At 61.6% G+C, this 13857-nt stretch carries 19 protein-coding genes and 1 pseudogene; 18 read left to right on the top strand and 2 right to left on the bottom strand.

The window, feature by feature from the left end; all coding sequences use genetic code 11:
• The first annotated feature begins 193 nt into the window (after positions 1 to 193).
• Positions 194 to 1120: a DUF2493 domain-containing protein gene (locus M9955_05585; protein ID MCO5081115.1), complete on the top strand. Its 927-nt coding sequence runs from the start codon at positions 194 to 196 to the stop codon at positions 1118 to 1120.
• Positions 1121 to 1130: 10 nt separating this feature from the next.
• Here the strand turns inward: M9955_05585 and M9955_05580 are convergent.
• Positions 1131 to 1226, bottom strand: a pseudogene (locus M9955_05580) (carboxymuconolactone decarboxylase family protein).
• A gap of 397 nt (positions 1227 to 1623) precedes the next feature.
• Complete coding sequence (locus M9955_05575) at positions 1624 to 2646, bottom strand: IS110 family transposase (GenBank protein ID MCO5081114.1); 1023 nt, start codon at positions 2644 to 2646, stop codon at positions 1624 to 1626.
• Between the two features lie 213 nt (positions 2647 to 2859).
• Between M9955_05575 and M9955_05570 the strand changes: the two genes are divergently transcribed.
• The 17 genes from M9955_05570 to M9955_05490 all read left to right on the top strand — a co-directional run bounded on the left by M9955_05570 (position 2860) and on the right by M9955_05490 (position 13856).
• Entirely contained in the window at positions 2860 to 3333 is a 474-nt protein-coding gene (locus tag M9955_05570) for a hypothetical protein (GenBank protein MCO5081113.1), read from the top strand.
• Between the two features lie 316 nt (positions 3334 to 3649).
• Positions 3650 to 4117 (top strand): MarR family transcriptional regulator, encoded by a 468-nt coding sequence (locus tag M9955_05565; GenBank protein ID MCO5081112.1) that lies wholly within the window; start codon positions 3650 to 3652, stop codon positions 4115 to 4117.
• Position 4118: 1 nt separating this feature from the next.
• Positions 4119 to 6176: an FUSC family protein gene (locus tag M9955_05560; GenBank protein ID MCO5081111.1), complete on the top strand. Its 2058-nt coding sequence runs from the start codon at positions 4119 to 4121 to the stop codon at positions 6174 to 6176.
• Entirely contained in the window at positions 6173 to 6382 is a 210-nt protein-coding gene (locus tag M9955_05555) for a DUF1656 domain-containing protein (GenBank protein ID MCO5081110.1), read from the top strand. Before M9955_05560 ends, M9955_05555 begins: the two co-directional genes overlap by 4 nt.
• Positions 6379 to 7260: an HlyD family secretion protein gene (locus M9955_05550; GenBank protein MCO5081109.1), complete on the top strand. Its 882-nt coding sequence runs from the start codon at positions 6379 to 6381 to the stop codon at positions 7258 to 7260. Before M9955_05555 ends, M9955_05550 begins: the two co-directional genes overlap by 4 nt.
• Before the next feature lie 612 nt (positions 7261 to 7872).
• Positions 7873 to 8202 (top strand): DUF736 domain-containing protein, encoded by a 330-nt coding sequence (locus M9955_05545; GenBank protein ID MCO5081108.1) that lies wholly within the window; start codon positions 7873 to 7875, stop codon positions 8200 to 8202.
• 194 nt (positions 8203 to 8396) lie between these two features.
• Positions 8397 to 8651: a helix-turn-helix transcriptional regulator gene (locus M9955_05540; GenBank protein MCO5081107.1), complete on the top strand. Its 255-nt coding sequence runs from the start codon at positions 8397 to 8399 to the stop codon at positions 8649 to 8651.
• Between the two features lie 111 nt (positions 8652 to 8762).
• Positions 8763 to 9035 carry a DUF2285 domain-containing protein gene (locus tag M9955_05535; protein MCO5081106.1) on the top strand — a complete coding sequence of 91 codons (273 nt, stop codon included), beginning with the start codon at positions 8763 to 8765 and terminating at the stop codon, positions 9033 to 9035.
• A gap of 113 nt (positions 9036 to 9148) precedes the next feature.
• Positions 9149 to 9373 (top strand): DUF6499 domain-containing protein, encoded by a 225-nt coding sequence (locus tag M9955_05530; GenBank protein ID MCO5081105.1) that lies wholly within the window; start codon positions 9149 to 9151, stop codon positions 9371 to 9373.
• Positions 9374 to 9593: 220 nt separating this feature from the next.
• Entirely contained in the window at positions 9594 to 9908 is a 315-nt protein-coding gene (locus M9955_05525; GenBank protein ID MCO5081104.1) for a DUF2285 domain-containing protein, read from the top strand.
• A gap of 138 nt (positions 9909 to 10046) precedes the next feature.
• Positions 10047 to 10328: a helix-turn-helix domain-containing protein gene (locus M9955_05520; protein ID MCO5081103.1), complete on the top strand. Its 282-nt coding sequence runs from the start codon at positions 10047 to 10049 to the stop codon at positions 10326 to 10328.
• Positions 10329 to 10346: 18 nt separating this feature from the next.
• Complete coding sequence (locus M9955_05515; GenBank protein ID MCO5081102.1) at positions 10347 to 11483, top strand: replication initiator protein A; 1137 nt, start codon at positions 10347 to 10349, stop codon at positions 11481 to 11483.
• Positions 11480 to 12133: an AAA family ATPase gene (locus tag M9955_05510; GenBank protein MCO5081101.1), complete on the top strand. Its 654-nt coding sequence runs from the start codon at positions 11480 to 11482 to the stop codon at positions 12131 to 12133. Before M9955_05515 ends, M9955_05510 begins: the two co-directional genes overlap by 4 nt.
• Positions 12130 to 12381 (top strand): hypothetical protein, encoded by a 252-nt coding sequence (locus M9955_05505; GenBank protein ID MCO5081100.1) that lies wholly within the window; start codon positions 12130 to 12132, stop codon positions 12379 to 12381. The genes M9955_05510 and M9955_05505 overlap by 4 nt, the downstream gene beginning before the upstream one ends.
• Positions 12378 to 12899 carry a DUF2840 domain-containing protein gene (locus M9955_05500; GenBank protein ID MCO5081099.1) on the top strand — a complete coding sequence of 174 codons (522 nt, stop codon included), beginning with the start codon at positions 12378 to 12380 and terminating at the stop codon, positions 12897 to 12899. The genes M9955_05505 and M9955_05500 overlap by 4 nt, the downstream gene beginning before the upstream one ends.
• Complete coding sequence (gene traF, locus M9955_05495; GenBank protein ID MCO5081098.1) at positions 12896 to 13441, top strand: conjugative transfer signal peptidase TraF; 546 nt, start codon at positions 12896 to 12898, stop codon at positions 13439 to 13441. Before M9955_05500 ends, traF begins: the two co-directional genes overlap by 4 nt.
• 67 nt (positions 13442 to 13508) lie before the next feature.
• Positions 13509 to 13856 (top strand): DUF736 domain-containing protein, encoded by a 348-nt coding sequence (locus M9955_05490; GenBank protein MCO5081097.1) that lies wholly within the window; start codon positions 13509 to 13511, stop codon positions 13854 to 13856.
• The last annotated feature ends 1 nt before the right edge of the window (position 13857 follow it).

The raw sequence follows: 13857 nt of genomic DNA, 5'->3' as shown, positions 1-13857 counted from the left end.
TTTAGCTTCGCTGACCTTCGGTTCCGGCGCGTCCCTGCGGGCCGCTTTCCATCGCGAAGCAAAATAGCCGGCCTTCGCCATCCTCCGCTGCGCTTCGGCCCTCTCGCCTTGCTCCGGGTGCTGGGCCGTTCCGCCCGTGGGCTTTCGTCGCCAGAAGGCCGCGATGGTCGCGGTCCAATCGACGGAGCATCCCATGAGCGGGCACGACGACTACGAACCCCACCACGCCTCTTCCCCGACCGACCACGTTCTGCAGGAGCTTCAGCTCTACGGCTACCGTCCCTTCGCGGACGAACCCGACCCCCGGCCGCTCCCCGAGGGCAATCGCGTCGCCGGGGCCATCGCCGACATCTTCGACGCGCTGATCTCGACGATGGAGGACACGCGCCTCGAACCCGACCTCGACGATCTCCTGTGGTCGACCGTCAATCTCTTCCACCGCGCCACCGACCGGATCGACCGCGAATTGGACGACAACGAGCAGGCGCAGCGCCGCCTCCAGCGCGAACAGGACGGCAGCGAGGTCAAAGCGAGCGAACTCGAACGCCTCACCGCCGAGGGCCAGACCCTGATCGAACGCCGCGACGCCTTCGAGCTGATGCGCGACCAGGCCGCCGACCACTTCGAGCAGCACACCGGGTCGAGCTGGAAACCGCGCACCGGCTCCAAGGTCAACCACCGCAACATGACCGCCGCGATGATCGACAGCCGCGACTTCATCGCCGCCAAGCGCCGCGCCGAGACCGAGGTGCTCGTGCCCGCAGGACCGAAGATCGCCTTCTCCGGCGGTGACAGCACCGACCACAAGCTCATCTGGGCCAAGCTCGACCAGATCCACGCCAAGCACCCCGACATGGTGCTGATGCACGGCGGTTCGCCCAAGGGCGCCGAGAAGATCGCCGCCCGCTGGGCCGACATCCGCAAGGTGCCGCAAATCGCCTTCAAACCCGACTGGACGAAACACGCCAAGGCCGCGCCCTTCAAGCGCAACGATCAAATGCTTGCCGTCCTGCCGATCGGCGTCATCATCTTCCCTGGCACCGGCATTCAGGACAATCTCGCCGACAAGGCTCGCAAGATGGGCATCCCGGTCTATCGGTTTGGCAAGGGTGGCGCGTGAGCGCCGCCACCTACTTCGCAAAAACCTCTTTCGCCGCGAACAGCCCATTGAGCGCGGCGGGGAATCCTGCATAGACCGCGATCTGCATCAGAATTTCGACGATCTCCTTCTCCTAAGGATTCATCCAGGAGTTCGATGTTGCCCGGGCCGGCTCACCGCCGGACAAGGACCGCGCCCTTTGGGCGCGGGGGCTCTTCTTCTGACATCCAAGTTTACACCTGCCGTTCCGGCGTCAAGGACGAACGGTTCCCCCATGTGTGGACGGCCCGTGGAATGCAAGACTCTGTATCGATGGGATCGGTCAGGTTCAGTCATGTGTCCGGCCTTTTATCGTGGCATTGTAGCCACTGGCCCTGATGAAGTCCGCGGATGGAGAGCCAATCAATTTGTCGAGCTCAAGGCTCTGGGGGAACCTAGGCTTTGCTCCATCCCCGGTCCAACCGGTTCGCCATCATTACTCAGTCCTTCATTCCTCCGGTCGACGATTGCCGAGCCGGATTCCTTCAAACGGCTGCGTGCCGGTAAGTCTCCTCTCTTCTCAGAAGAGCCCACGCGACGCGGGCGGTCTTGTTGGCGATCGCTACCGACACCATGCGTGCCGGTTTGCGCTGCAAGAGCTTCGCGATCCACGGGAATGATGGAGCATCAATGCGCGCTCGTCGTATGACGGCAGTGGCGCCGACTACCAGCAATCGTCGGATTGTCCGATCGCCCTGCTTGCTGATCCGCCCTAGCCTCTCCTTTCCGCCACTACTATTTTGTCGCGGCGTTAAGCCAAGCCAAGCCGCGAACTGTCGCGCTGATTTGAATTCCTCGGCATTCCCAACCGAAGCCGCGATTGCGGCCGCCGTGAGAAAGCCGACGCCTGGGATGGTCATCAGCCTCCGAGCGGCAGCTTGGTCCCGGCACCACTGCATTATGGTGCGATCAAGCTCGGCGATCTTATTGCTCAGCTCTTCTAGCTGCATCTGAATGTGCTTGAAGGGTTGCCACGACGGTTCAGGAAGATGGTCTTTCGCGACGTGTAAGGCTTCGAGAGCAGCTTTCAGCCCGAACTTTCCTTGAGGCGTGATGATACCGAATTCGGCCAAATGGCCTCGGAGTGCGTTGATCAGAGCCGTTCTCTGCCGCACAAAAAGATCTCGGGTCTTGTGCTGCATAAGAAGAGCCTGACGCTCGCAATTTTTCACCGGTACGAAGCGCATGGTTGGACGGGTGACTGCCTCGCAAATCGCTTCGGCATCTGCTGCATCGTTTTTCCCGCGCTTCACATACGGCTTTACATATACCGGAGGCATAAGCTTCACATCGAAGCCCAAGGCACCGAGTTCCCTCGCCCAGTAATGTGAAGTCGAACAAGCTTCCATGCCGACGAGGCAGGGTGGCAACTGCTCGAAGAAATGCAGGAGCTGATTTCGGCGAAGCTGCCGCCGGACAATAACATTGCCGACGTCATCGATAGCATGAACTTGAAACACGTTCTTGGCCAGATCCAGGCCGACGACAGTGATCTTCTCGAAAGTCATGACACGGTTCCTTCTCTGAGTTGCGCAGAATGATCTTAGCATCTCGCGCGACGGGTTCGGAGGGCCGTCCACATCATCAATTTCAGTCGCGGCCATGAGTCCGCGCCGGAAATTCGGTTCCCCCGCTCGCCGCACGGCGGCCGCGCTCCGGGTCCCTGACTCCTCACGGACTGCGGTGTGGTCCCTTTTCGTCAGAACGAAAAGGAGATTTATATGTTCGACTTCAATCCGGTACCGCTCATCGACACGTTTCTCGGCTTCAAGGCTCAGATCGAGATAAACCGCAAGGCATGCGAGACGGACTTCGCCCGTCAGGTTCATGACATGACGCTTTCGAAGATCGAGCAAGTTCTCGCCGATCTTCGCCATGATGTTGCGTTTCAGGCAGAGATCGACGCTGAACGTGGCACGCCGGAAGGTGACGCGCTTTGGGAGATCATGAACGAGGGAAGCTGGTTCTTTCAGGCAGCCTGGCTCGACAAGGGACCGGTCTCGGTTATCGATCACGTCTGGATCTACGCCGATGGCAGCGTCGATGCTTACCGCAGGAGCCTGCGGGGCTACGGGCTTGTGCCGGCCGCCTCGCTGGAGGGCTTGCAAGACATCTTCCGGACGATCCGGCGCGAAACCGGCGTGCGTTTCATTGCGGCTTACCGGTCCGTGAAAGATGACATTTGGGAGGCGTGAAGCCTCCCTCATTCGCAGAAGGCCTGATACGGCCTTCTGCTTTTCTTATGCTGCTCCGGCCTGCTATTTCATAAGCGGCGACAGTGATCCCAATTGCGTAGCTGGCGGAGGTAAGCCTAGCAGATCGTGTTCTCAATCGTCGGCGCGGCTTCGGTCGGCGCGACCACATTCCTGTGCGGGGCGGCGATGGCGGCCACCATCCCTCCGGGCCAGGACTTGTTCAGATTGGCGTCGACGACTCGGCGACTCGAAAAGGGGAGTTGACACGGAATAGATGGTATGTCATCTCAGAGTCGAATAGGTGATATGTCATTTAATGATGATACATACAAATGTCCCCGATACCAACGCCGAGCTTGCTCCTCAGCTCATGGCTGTCGCGCAGTCCTGGCGACGCGCGCTTGCACAGGCCCTCGCCGACCAGGGTCTTTCAGATGCCACCGCCTTGCCACTGACGATGCTCAGTCGTCACGGCGACGGGAAGCGCCAGAACGAATTGGCAGACATGCTTGGCCTAGAAGGAACCTCGGTGGTCCGGGTTCTCGACAGCCTTGAGCGGGACGGGCTGGTCCGCAGGCAGGAAGATGATCGCGACCGGCGTGCGAAGCGCATTTTCTTGACCGAGGAAGGGCGTGCACTTGCCGCCCGCAGCGAGCACGTTTTCGCGCAATTGCGAAGCGAGCTTTTGGAAGGCGTCGGTATCGAGGACATCCGGGCAACGCAGCGGCTTCTGCATGCTATGAGTGCAGCTCTCGGGGTTCGTTTAGGCAAGCGAAGGCCCTGATATGCCGAACCGTCCCGCCTTGCCCGTTGCAGATGTGCTTTTCTCGGCAAAGATATTCGCCGCGGCAATGATGGCGTACGGGATAGCGATTTACTTCGACCTGTCCCGGCCCTATTGGGCCGTCGGCACAGTCTATATCGTCGCACATCCCCTCTCCGGCGCAATCACCTCCAAGGCTGTTTATCGTCTTTTCGGCACGATTGCCGGCGGTATCATGACCGTCGTTCTCGTTCCGAATCTGGTGAACTCGCCGGAAATCCTGACTATTGCAATCGCGCTTTGGGTCGGCATTTGCCTGTTTGTCAGCCTGCTCGACAGAACGCCTAGAAGCTATGCTTTCCAACTCTCCGGCTATACGGTCCTGATGGCCGGGCTGCCGCTGGTGGACACACCAGGCAACGCCTTCGACACGGCTGTCGCGCGTGTCGAGGAAATCGGCCTTGGGATCATCTGTGCAGCACTTGTCAGCCGCATTGTCTTCCCGCGTCATGCTGGGCCTGTCCTTCTGGGCCGGGTCGACGCGTGGCTGTCCAACGCCGCAACACTTGTGCGTGACTCGTTCTCGGGAACGGCTTCAGATGCCAAAGTAAGGGAGCGTCAGCGTCTCGCATCCGATGCTGTCGACATGCGAGCCTTTACCACACACGTCTCCTACGATGCGTCCCATCACAGCGAGCTTACAGACCTCATGCGCGGATTGCAGCAGCGGATGGTATTGCTGCTCCCGCTCCTATCAACGATTGAGGATCATCTCGCGGCTCTGAGGCGGCTCTCAACTCCCGCTACCACAGAGGCGGAACGGGTTTTCGAGCGGGTTGCCGCATGGGTCGAGCATGGAGCAGATGCTAGTCCGTGGAAAAAGGCTGGGCTACATCGGGACATTGCGGCGATCGAGGCAGCAAACGAGCAGAACTTCACCTGGGAAGGAGCGCTTCTCGTCAACGCATCGCACCGCTTGCACAACCTCGTCGAAATCTGGAGCGATTGCCAGAGCTTGCGGGCTGACATCCGCGATGAGAAAATTTCCTCCAGATCCCGCCGCATCATTGCCGCATCCGGCCAAGTGCGGCCGCATTTGGACTATGGTATGGCCTTCGTGTCGGCGCTCGCCGCTGCCCTGGCCATCTTACTCGGGACATTGTTCTGGATAGGCTCGGGACAGTCCGACGGAATGGCGGTGGCGCAGCTGGCCGGAGTATTCTGCTGCATTTTGGCTGCGATAGACGATCCGATTCCCGCAATGCGGAAGTTCGTCACCATCAACGTTTGGGCTGCTCTCTTCGCTTTCGTTTACATTTTTGCCGTCCTGCCGATAGTGGATGGCTTCGTACCGCTGGTCGCAGCGCTGGGTCTTTTTCTGATACCCGCGGGTGTTTGCCTCGCCGTTCCATCGCTTTTTCTTGTTGGTATGGGGCTTTGCGTGAATTTTATTTTCATGCTGGTGTTGTCAGCGCGATTGAGCATGGATCTGGCATCCTTTCTCAACAATAATATCGCGACAGTACTAGCCGGGGTTTGTGCCATGATTGCGACCGGCCTCGTCAAGTCCATTGGAGCGGAAGCTAGCGCTCGCCGTATTCTCCGAGCCGCGCACCGGGAGATTGCGACGATCATGTCTCGCCCGAAGCTCGATCGCGACCGGATCGTTCACCGGCTGCTCGACCTGCTCGGGTTGCTCGCCCCGAGGATTGCCGCTGTCTCTCCCGATTCGGACGTGGCATCGGCAGATCTTCTGCGCGACTTGAGAGTCGGAATAAATCTGGCTGATCTTCGCGACTTCCGAGTTGAAGCGCCGGCTTTGGCGGACGGCCCGCTGGGTTCACTCTTCAGTGAGGTAACTGACTTCTACGTCGGGACGACGCAAGGGGTTGCGCGGGCTCCGGAACGGCTCACCAACATCATTGACGCATGTCTTGCCGAAACTTTCCGCGCTCCCGGCGATGGGAGCAGCCGCAAATTGCGAATGTTGCTCGCTTCGTTGCGGCTTTGCCTTTTCCCCGATGCCGCAGACTTCGGACCGGTAGTACCGCAGCGTGAGATAACGAGGGTCGCCACATGACTCAGCAAATCGATATCTACGGCGTCTTCATCCCAACGCTAATCGTTCTGGCGCTTTCCGCTTTGGTTATTAGCCGTCTTCTTGGACGAGGGCTCGCGCGCATCGGCTTTTACCGGTTCGTGTGGCATCGCCCACTTTTCGAGCTTGCCACCTATGTTTCCACTCTGGGAGTGCTCGTGCTCCTTTGCCAACGATATCAATTATGAAAACTCGTCTTGTTCTTTCCGGTCGCTTCCTTCTGACCGCGGTCATGGTGGTCTGTGCGGCGATCTTGGGCCAGTATATCTGGGCCTACTACACGGACGCGCCTTGGACACGTGATGGCCACGTTCGTGCCGACGTGGTGCGTCTGGCGCCTGATGTGTCGGGCCTTGTCAGCGAGGTTCTGGTTAATGATAATCAGAACGTGCGTAAAGGCGACATGCTCTTCCGAATTGATACCAGCCGCTTCGAGATTGCCTTCCGGCAGACGGAAGCTCAGGTGGCCAACACCAAGGCGGCGTTGGATCTGGCTCGCATGGATCACGATCGGTACCAAAAACTGGCGGCGAACGAAGTCGTAAGCCTTCAAAAGAGGCAGCAGGCTGAAGCCACGGTAAAGCAGGCTGAAGCAGCATACGAAACAGCGCTTGCGAGCAGAGATGTGGCGAGCCTCAATCTCGAACGCGCCAGCGTGAGAGCACCGGTCAACGGCATCATCACCAATTTCTCGCTGCGCCCGGGCAACTACGCGACCGCGGGAAGCGCTATCGGGGCATTGGTCGATGAAGATAGCTTCTACGTCGCGGGATATTTCGAGGAAACAAAACTGCCTCGCATCCACACCGGCGATCCGGCTCGAATCGATGTCATGGGAGAGCCTCGTTCGATCTTCGGCCGTGTCGTCAGTATTGCCGGTGGTATAGAAGATAGAGAGCGCAGCGACACAGTAGGTTTTCTCGCCAATGTGGCCCCGACCTTCGCTTGGGTCCGTCTGGCCCAGCGCATTCCCGTCCGGATCGCGATCGATGATCTGCCCGCGGGCGTGCACCTCATCGCCGGCCGTACCGCAACCGTTTCTGTTTTGTCGGGTAATGACCGATGACTGCTATCGGGCCGTTTCGGTGTCCGTGACAACCGAACGCCCACAGTTGTCGTCGGTGTGGGAAAAACGACGATCTCGATGTCCAGAAGCCAACCGGTGTCGAGGACCTGCTCGCTTCATGCCCTCTCCGATCTAGAGCATCGCTAGTCTAGTGTGACTGGGCAGAGTGAGCTGGAGCGGTGGCGCCCCGTCACAGAGCCGAACAATACGAGGGGCGGACGTTCCGGCGACGAAGAGACGCGGTGGAAAAGCGCTCGCGAGCCGACCGGGAAGGTGGGACAACGCTGGTGTTTCATCGGCGCAATCCCTTTCCGATAACAAAAGCCCGCCATCGTCTCCGTTCCCAATCCGTTGGCGAGCGCTCCAAACGGCCTCTTCGATGGGCTGATCTGGCCGAAGGACGGCTGGAGCCTCGACCGCCTATGCCGCAACGGCGCGTCACGACTTTCTTCCCCTGGGTTTCACCCATTCCTCGCGAGGCAAGAAAATCGCGTCTGCGCCGTCCTCCGCTGCGCTTCGGTCGCAAGCGATGCGTCGTCGGTCGCCTCCGGCTCGTCGATCGCCATCGAGGCCGCATGGTGCGGGCTCGAAAACGGAAAACGGAGACTTACCATGGCGACCATCGGCACCTTCAAGAAGACCGGCACGAACGAGTTCACCGGCGAAATCGTTACCCTCAGCGTCCAGGCCAAGGGCGTGCGCATCGTCCCCGACATGCGCTCCACCGGCGAGAACGCCCCCAGCCACCGCGTACTGGTCGGCCGCGCCGAGATCGGCGCAGCTTGGTCCAAGCGCTCCGCCAACGAGGGCCGCGACTACCTGGGTCTCAAGCTCGACGATCCGAGCTTCAACGCTCCCATCTACGCCAACCTCTTCGACGACGAGGACGGCGAGACCTACTCGCTCATCTGGTCCCGCCCCAACGGGCGCCGGGGCGACTGAGCCCCGGTGCAAGGCCCCGGCCCGAAAGGCCGGGGCCAATTTCCACCACCGACCGAATCAGTTCGGTGTTGCGCTGTTCTAAAACCAAAAATACGAGTGCAGTAGCCATTTATTCGAGTAGCGTTTTAAACAAGAACGACTAAAATAGCCGTAGTTCTGGAATGCGCGCCGGTCGCGATGGGAGGTGATCATGCATGATCACCGCCCGACAGTCGCGGGCCGCACGCGCGTTGCTGGGTTGGACGCAGGAGACGCTCGCTGACAAGGCCCGAGTATCGCTGACCGCGTTGAAACGCCTTGAGTCCGAGAGCGGGCTGAGGGTGTATGAATCGACATCTGATCAGGTCAGGCGGGCATTGGAAGCCGCAGGCATCGTTTTCCTGTCGACCGACACAGGCAAAGGATTGCTGTTGCTCGATGATCAGGAAACACGAAAATCAGGAGACTGATCTGCTTATCAGGCCGCCTTGTGCGCGAACCATTTGGCCTTTCGTGTGTCTTGGATCAATGACACATAGTGCGGGAAGCGATAGGCAAGAGTCGCGTAAAGAGGCGCCCTAATGGGACAGGCGTTACCGACATTTCTGAATGAACCGCCGAAGAGCAATAAACTCACGCCTTACGACCGTGAGCATATGAAGCTCTATCTACGCCTGCTCGATGCGGCGCGCGACGGCGCCAATTGGCGCGAAGCCGTGCAGATTTTGTTTGGCCTCGATCCCGATCTCGATCCGCAGCGCTGTCGTCATGTGCATGACACTCACCTGGCCCGTGCGCAATGGATGTCCGAACACGGCTATCGGGAACTCGTCCGCGAAAACCAGCAGCACTGATAGGGCGATGCCGCTGCGGCATCACTCTCTGCACCCAAATGGACTTCCTGAAAGCAACTTTTCCGGGAAGTGTCGATCCCCCCGCACCTTGAAATAACGAGGGGAGGAACGCGATGACGCCGGACGCATCCCAATGGCGCTTGTCTGCGCACTACGACCACGTCGATGCTCTCACCGCATCCGACATCGCTTGGGAGTGGCTCCGTCGCAACGACGATTACGATCATGATTTTGAATCATTCGCTCGCTCCGTGATCGACCCGCAAGTGCTGACAGAGAGAATCCGCCAGCAATGGGGGTTGCGATTTCCCGACCGACCCCCTGAAAGCTCCACCTGATGCCCCGATATTCTGGTTGCCTCAGCACGACAGCAGCATTGTTGTGCTAGGGGCTGCGCCCCCTGCGCTGCTGCCGGTAAATCCCTTGCCGAAAATGGACGCTACGGTTTCGTTGAACGTAGATGGCGCCGCCTACGTCCTGATAGACCTCGGCAATGGCCAACATCTTCAGCTCATCCATGACCACGTTGCGCCCACTGCCGCGCTCGTACCACTCGGCATGGAGGGACTGGATCGGCTCGAAGCGGTCCATCGCTTTCTCGCTGCCATCCATGGTCGCGCGATCCCGCCGGACACACGCCTGACCCGCCAGCAGCGGGCGCGCCTGCGCCGGATGCTGCAAGCGTTCGACGGTTATCGCGCGGGCGCCACGCGGCGAGAGATTGCGCAGGTCATTTTCAATATCGATTCCGTTAGCCGTGATGAATGGCAAACGTCCTCGGTCCGCCAGGCCGTGAAGACGCTCATCCGCGATGCCCGCGCCATGATCGCGGGCGGCTATCTCAAGCTGCTTCGTCATCGTCGCCCAGATTAGCGCGATCCGTCGCCCGATAGGGGAGGAAATCGATACCCCCCAAATTCGTCCTCCATCTCGCAGGTTTCCCTTCGCCATCGTGGCCTTCGTCCGCCGTCGATCTTCGACGACGTCCACGAACCCACGAAAGGCCGACCCATGCGACCCGATCTCTCACTTATGCCGCCGCGCTTTCTGCGCACCAAGGAAGCCGCTGAATTCCTCAGCCTTTCCGCCCGTACGCTGGAGAAGCATCGCACCTATGGAACCGGCCCGGCTTATCGCAAGCTCGGCGGCCGCGTCGTCTATGTAGTCGACGATCTCGAAGCCTGGGCGGCACGCGGCGCCGTCACCTCCACCTCCGACCCGCGCGGCGCGGTGCTGCCGGCCAAGCGGCAGACGTTGCCCGCCATGCCGCAGCCCGGCCGCTACGCACGCTGACCGCAGGCGGCTTTCCCAATGGCGGCGCGGCATCGGTCCCTATCGGAGCGCAAACAGCTCGATCTGTTCCGGGCGCTCCCCGGCGACTTCGCGCCACGAGACGCGCAGGATCTCATGGCCTATCCGTTCTTTTCCCTCTCCAAATCCCATCGCGTCGCGCCGATCGATTTCGTCGCTGGTGACGTGACGATCCGCGTCGAGGCCGTGCCCAATCACGGCATGGCGACCATCTGGGACGCCGACATCCTAATCTGGGCGGCGAGCCAGATCGTCGAAGCGCGCGATGCGGGCTTGCGAACTTCACGCCTGATGGCCGCCACCCCTTACGAAATCCTGCGCTTCATCGGCCGCGGCACCAGCTTGCGCGATTACCAGCGCCTGAAGGCCGCGCTCGACCGGCTCCAGTCCACCACCGTCTGCACGTCGATCCGCCAGCCCGCCGAGGGTCGCCGTCACCGCTTCTCGTGGATCAACGAGTGGAAGGAGCGTACCGACCGCAACGGTCGGCCCGACGGTATCGAGATGATCTTGCCCGACTGGTTCTACCAGGCCGTGCTCGATGACGCGCTCGTGCTGACCATCGACCGCGCCTACTTCGATCTGGTCGGCGGCCTCGAACGCTGGCTCTACCGCATCGTGCGCAAGCATGGCGGTCGGCAGCGCAATGGTTGGCGCTTCGACTTTCGCCATCTGCACCAGAAATCCGGCGCGCTGTCGCCGTTCAAACGCTTCGCCTTCGAGCTGCGCGACATCATCCGCCGCCAGCCTTTGCCCGGCTACCGGCTATTTCTCGAAGTCGAGATCGGCGGCCGCACGCTGCTCGCCTTTGAGCCATTTCCGCCCTGTGGAAAACCTGTGGATGGCCTCGTACCATCGGGAACCCGTGGACACGTGCCATCGGGAACCGCCCTATCGTGCCAGCAGGAACCCGAACGGGGTGTAACCCCAAGCGTCACAACAGAAATTCGCGCCTTTAACTTAGAGTCTAACAAAGAATCTAACTCTGTAGAGCGCGCGCGCAAGGTGGAAAACCTCATCCGAGAGGCCGCTGACGCCCTCGGTTCGGGCGCAAAAACGCGCCGAAATCTTGCGCGTCAGCCAGCGCCCGACGCCCCGCAGCTTCCTTTCGGTAGCCGCTCGGGAGGCCGGCCATGATCGTCGCCCTCCTCAACCAGAAGGGCGGCGTCGGCAAGACGACGCTGGCGCTGAACCTGGCCGGAGAATGGGCCGGAAAGGGAAAGCGGGTCACGCTGATCGACGCGGACCCACAAGGCTCGGCGCTCGACTGGTCGCAGCAGCGCAGCCGCGAGGGCCTCGCGCGCCTGTTCGGCGTCGTCGGCCTGGCGCGCGATACGCTGCATCGGGAGGCCCCAGAGCTTGCCCGCGACGCCGATCACGTCGTCATCGACGGGCCGCCGCGCGTCGCCGGCCTGATGCGCTCGGCATTGCTCGCCGCCGATCTCGTGCTGATCCCCGTGCAACCGTCGCCGCTCGATGGCTGGGCTTCGGCCGAGATGCTGGCGCTCGTTGCCGAGGCGCGCATCTATCGGCCCGAGCTAACCGCGCGCTTCGTGCTCAATCGTCGCGCCGCCCGTACCTTGCTCGCGCGCGAAACGGCCGAGACACTGGCCGATCACGATCCTCCGGTGCTCGCCGCTACCATCGGCCAGCGCATCGCCTTTGCCGTCGCCGCGCAATCAGGCCGCCTCGTCTGCGAACTCGATGATGCCGCGCCCGGCGCGCGCGAGATCGCCGCGCTGGCCGACGAAATCGAAAGCTTACGTCTCGGGAGGGCGGCGCGATGAGCGAACGCCCGATCCGTCGCGGCTTCGCCGCCCGGCCCGCCGATCCCGAACAGTGGATCAAGGCGACGGATGTTCCGCTTCGTGATGCGGAGGCCGCCGGTTTCACCGCGCGGCTCACCATCGACGTGACGCCGGATCTGCGCGGCCGGATCAAGATCGCCGCGTTCAAGCGCGGCGTCACCGTCGCCGACATGCTGCGCGAGTTGCTCGCGCGTGAATTCCCCTCGACCCCTGGAGACCCATCATGACCGGCGACGCGGCCCCCCGCGTGCGCGGCGGCCCCGTGCCGATCGCGCAACGCTCCGACAGTCTCACCTATGTCGAACTGACCTGGGTGGAGAAGCGCATCGAGAACTGGATCAGGTTCGGTCGCGAGGCGCACGAGCAGGTGCTCGACCGCCGCCGCCGCGTCTTTTCCTACCGTCCCAGCAGCATCTTCGCCTTCGTCCGTTGGGCGGCCAACGACTTCGGCACGATCATCTCGCGCATCGACATCGTGCGCGCGGTGAAGCCCGGCGAGCCCTACCAGACGCTTCCTTTCGTGCGCCCCGGTGGCGACATTCTTCTGAAGATCGAGGGCTGGCCCAAGGTCGAACAGGTGCTCCGCCACATCGACGCGGTGGAAGCCGCCGGCATCGACGCCTGCGAAGTCTGCCCCGACCACTGGCGCCATGTTCATCACCGTCTGAGCGCCGGCCACGAGCCGCGCGCCTACACGGTGGAACGCCATCAGGCGTGGCTCAAGCGGCGGAGGGTTGAAGGATGACCCGCTTCGGCTACGTCATGGTGACGTATTTTTCCGTGATGGGCGTCGCCATCGCGTCCTGCGTTTCCCTGCCGGTCAAACTGCTGTGGAACGCTTCGGCCAGCACGCCGATCGGGTTCTACGATCTCGATGCGCCACGCCATCTCAAAGCTGGCGATCTGGTCGCGGTGATGCCGGACAAGCCGCTCGCCGACTTCATGGTCGGGCGCGGCTATATCGGCCGCGGCGTGCCGCTGTTAAAGCACATCGCCGCGCTGCCGGGGCAGGATGTCTGCCGGACCGGCAACGCCGTGACGGTCGATGGCGTGCCCTTCGGCGACGCGCTCGATCACGACAGGCGCGGCCGTCCGCTGCCGGTCTGGCAGGGCTGCCGGCGCATCGCGGATGGCGACATCTTCCTGATGAACCCGTCCGTGCCGGACAGCCTCGACGGCCGCTATTTCGGCCCGCTTCCCGCGCGTGACGTCATCGGCAAGGCAACGCCCCTCTACACCGACGAAGCCGGCGATGGCCGCTTCTTCTGGCGTGCGCCGACACGCTGACCGCTTTCCCATCGGCGGGAGCGGTGCCCGTTGATGGTTCTCCAACCTCGCCGCGAAGGACAGGACCATGCCACAGATCGGCACATTCACCCGCGACGAAACCGGCTTCATTGGACATCTGACGACGCTGCATTTGAACCAGGACGTCATCATCATCGCGGCCGAACCGTCGGATGCCGCGAACGCGCCCGATTATCGCGTCCACGTCTTCGACGGCATGAACAACGAGGCCGCTGGCGACATCGGCGCCGCCTGGAAACGCACCGGCGAGCGCGCGGGCGAATACCTCGCACTGGTCATCGACGATCCGGCTCTGCCGCAGCCGATCCGCGCCAACCTGTTCCGTGACGACGACGCGGGCAATGCCTGGTCGCTGCACTGGAGCCGCCAGTCCAAATACGACGGGAAGGAGTGAC

The sequence above is a fragment of the Rhizobiaceae bacterium genome (genome assembly GCA_023953845.1).
Classification (GTDB): domain Bacteria; phylum Pseudomonadota; class Alphaproteobacteria; order Rhizobiales; family Rhizobiaceae; genus Arvimicrobium.
Note: the sequence above shows the minus strand (reverse complement) of the source record. Positions and strands in the feature narration are given on the sequence as shown.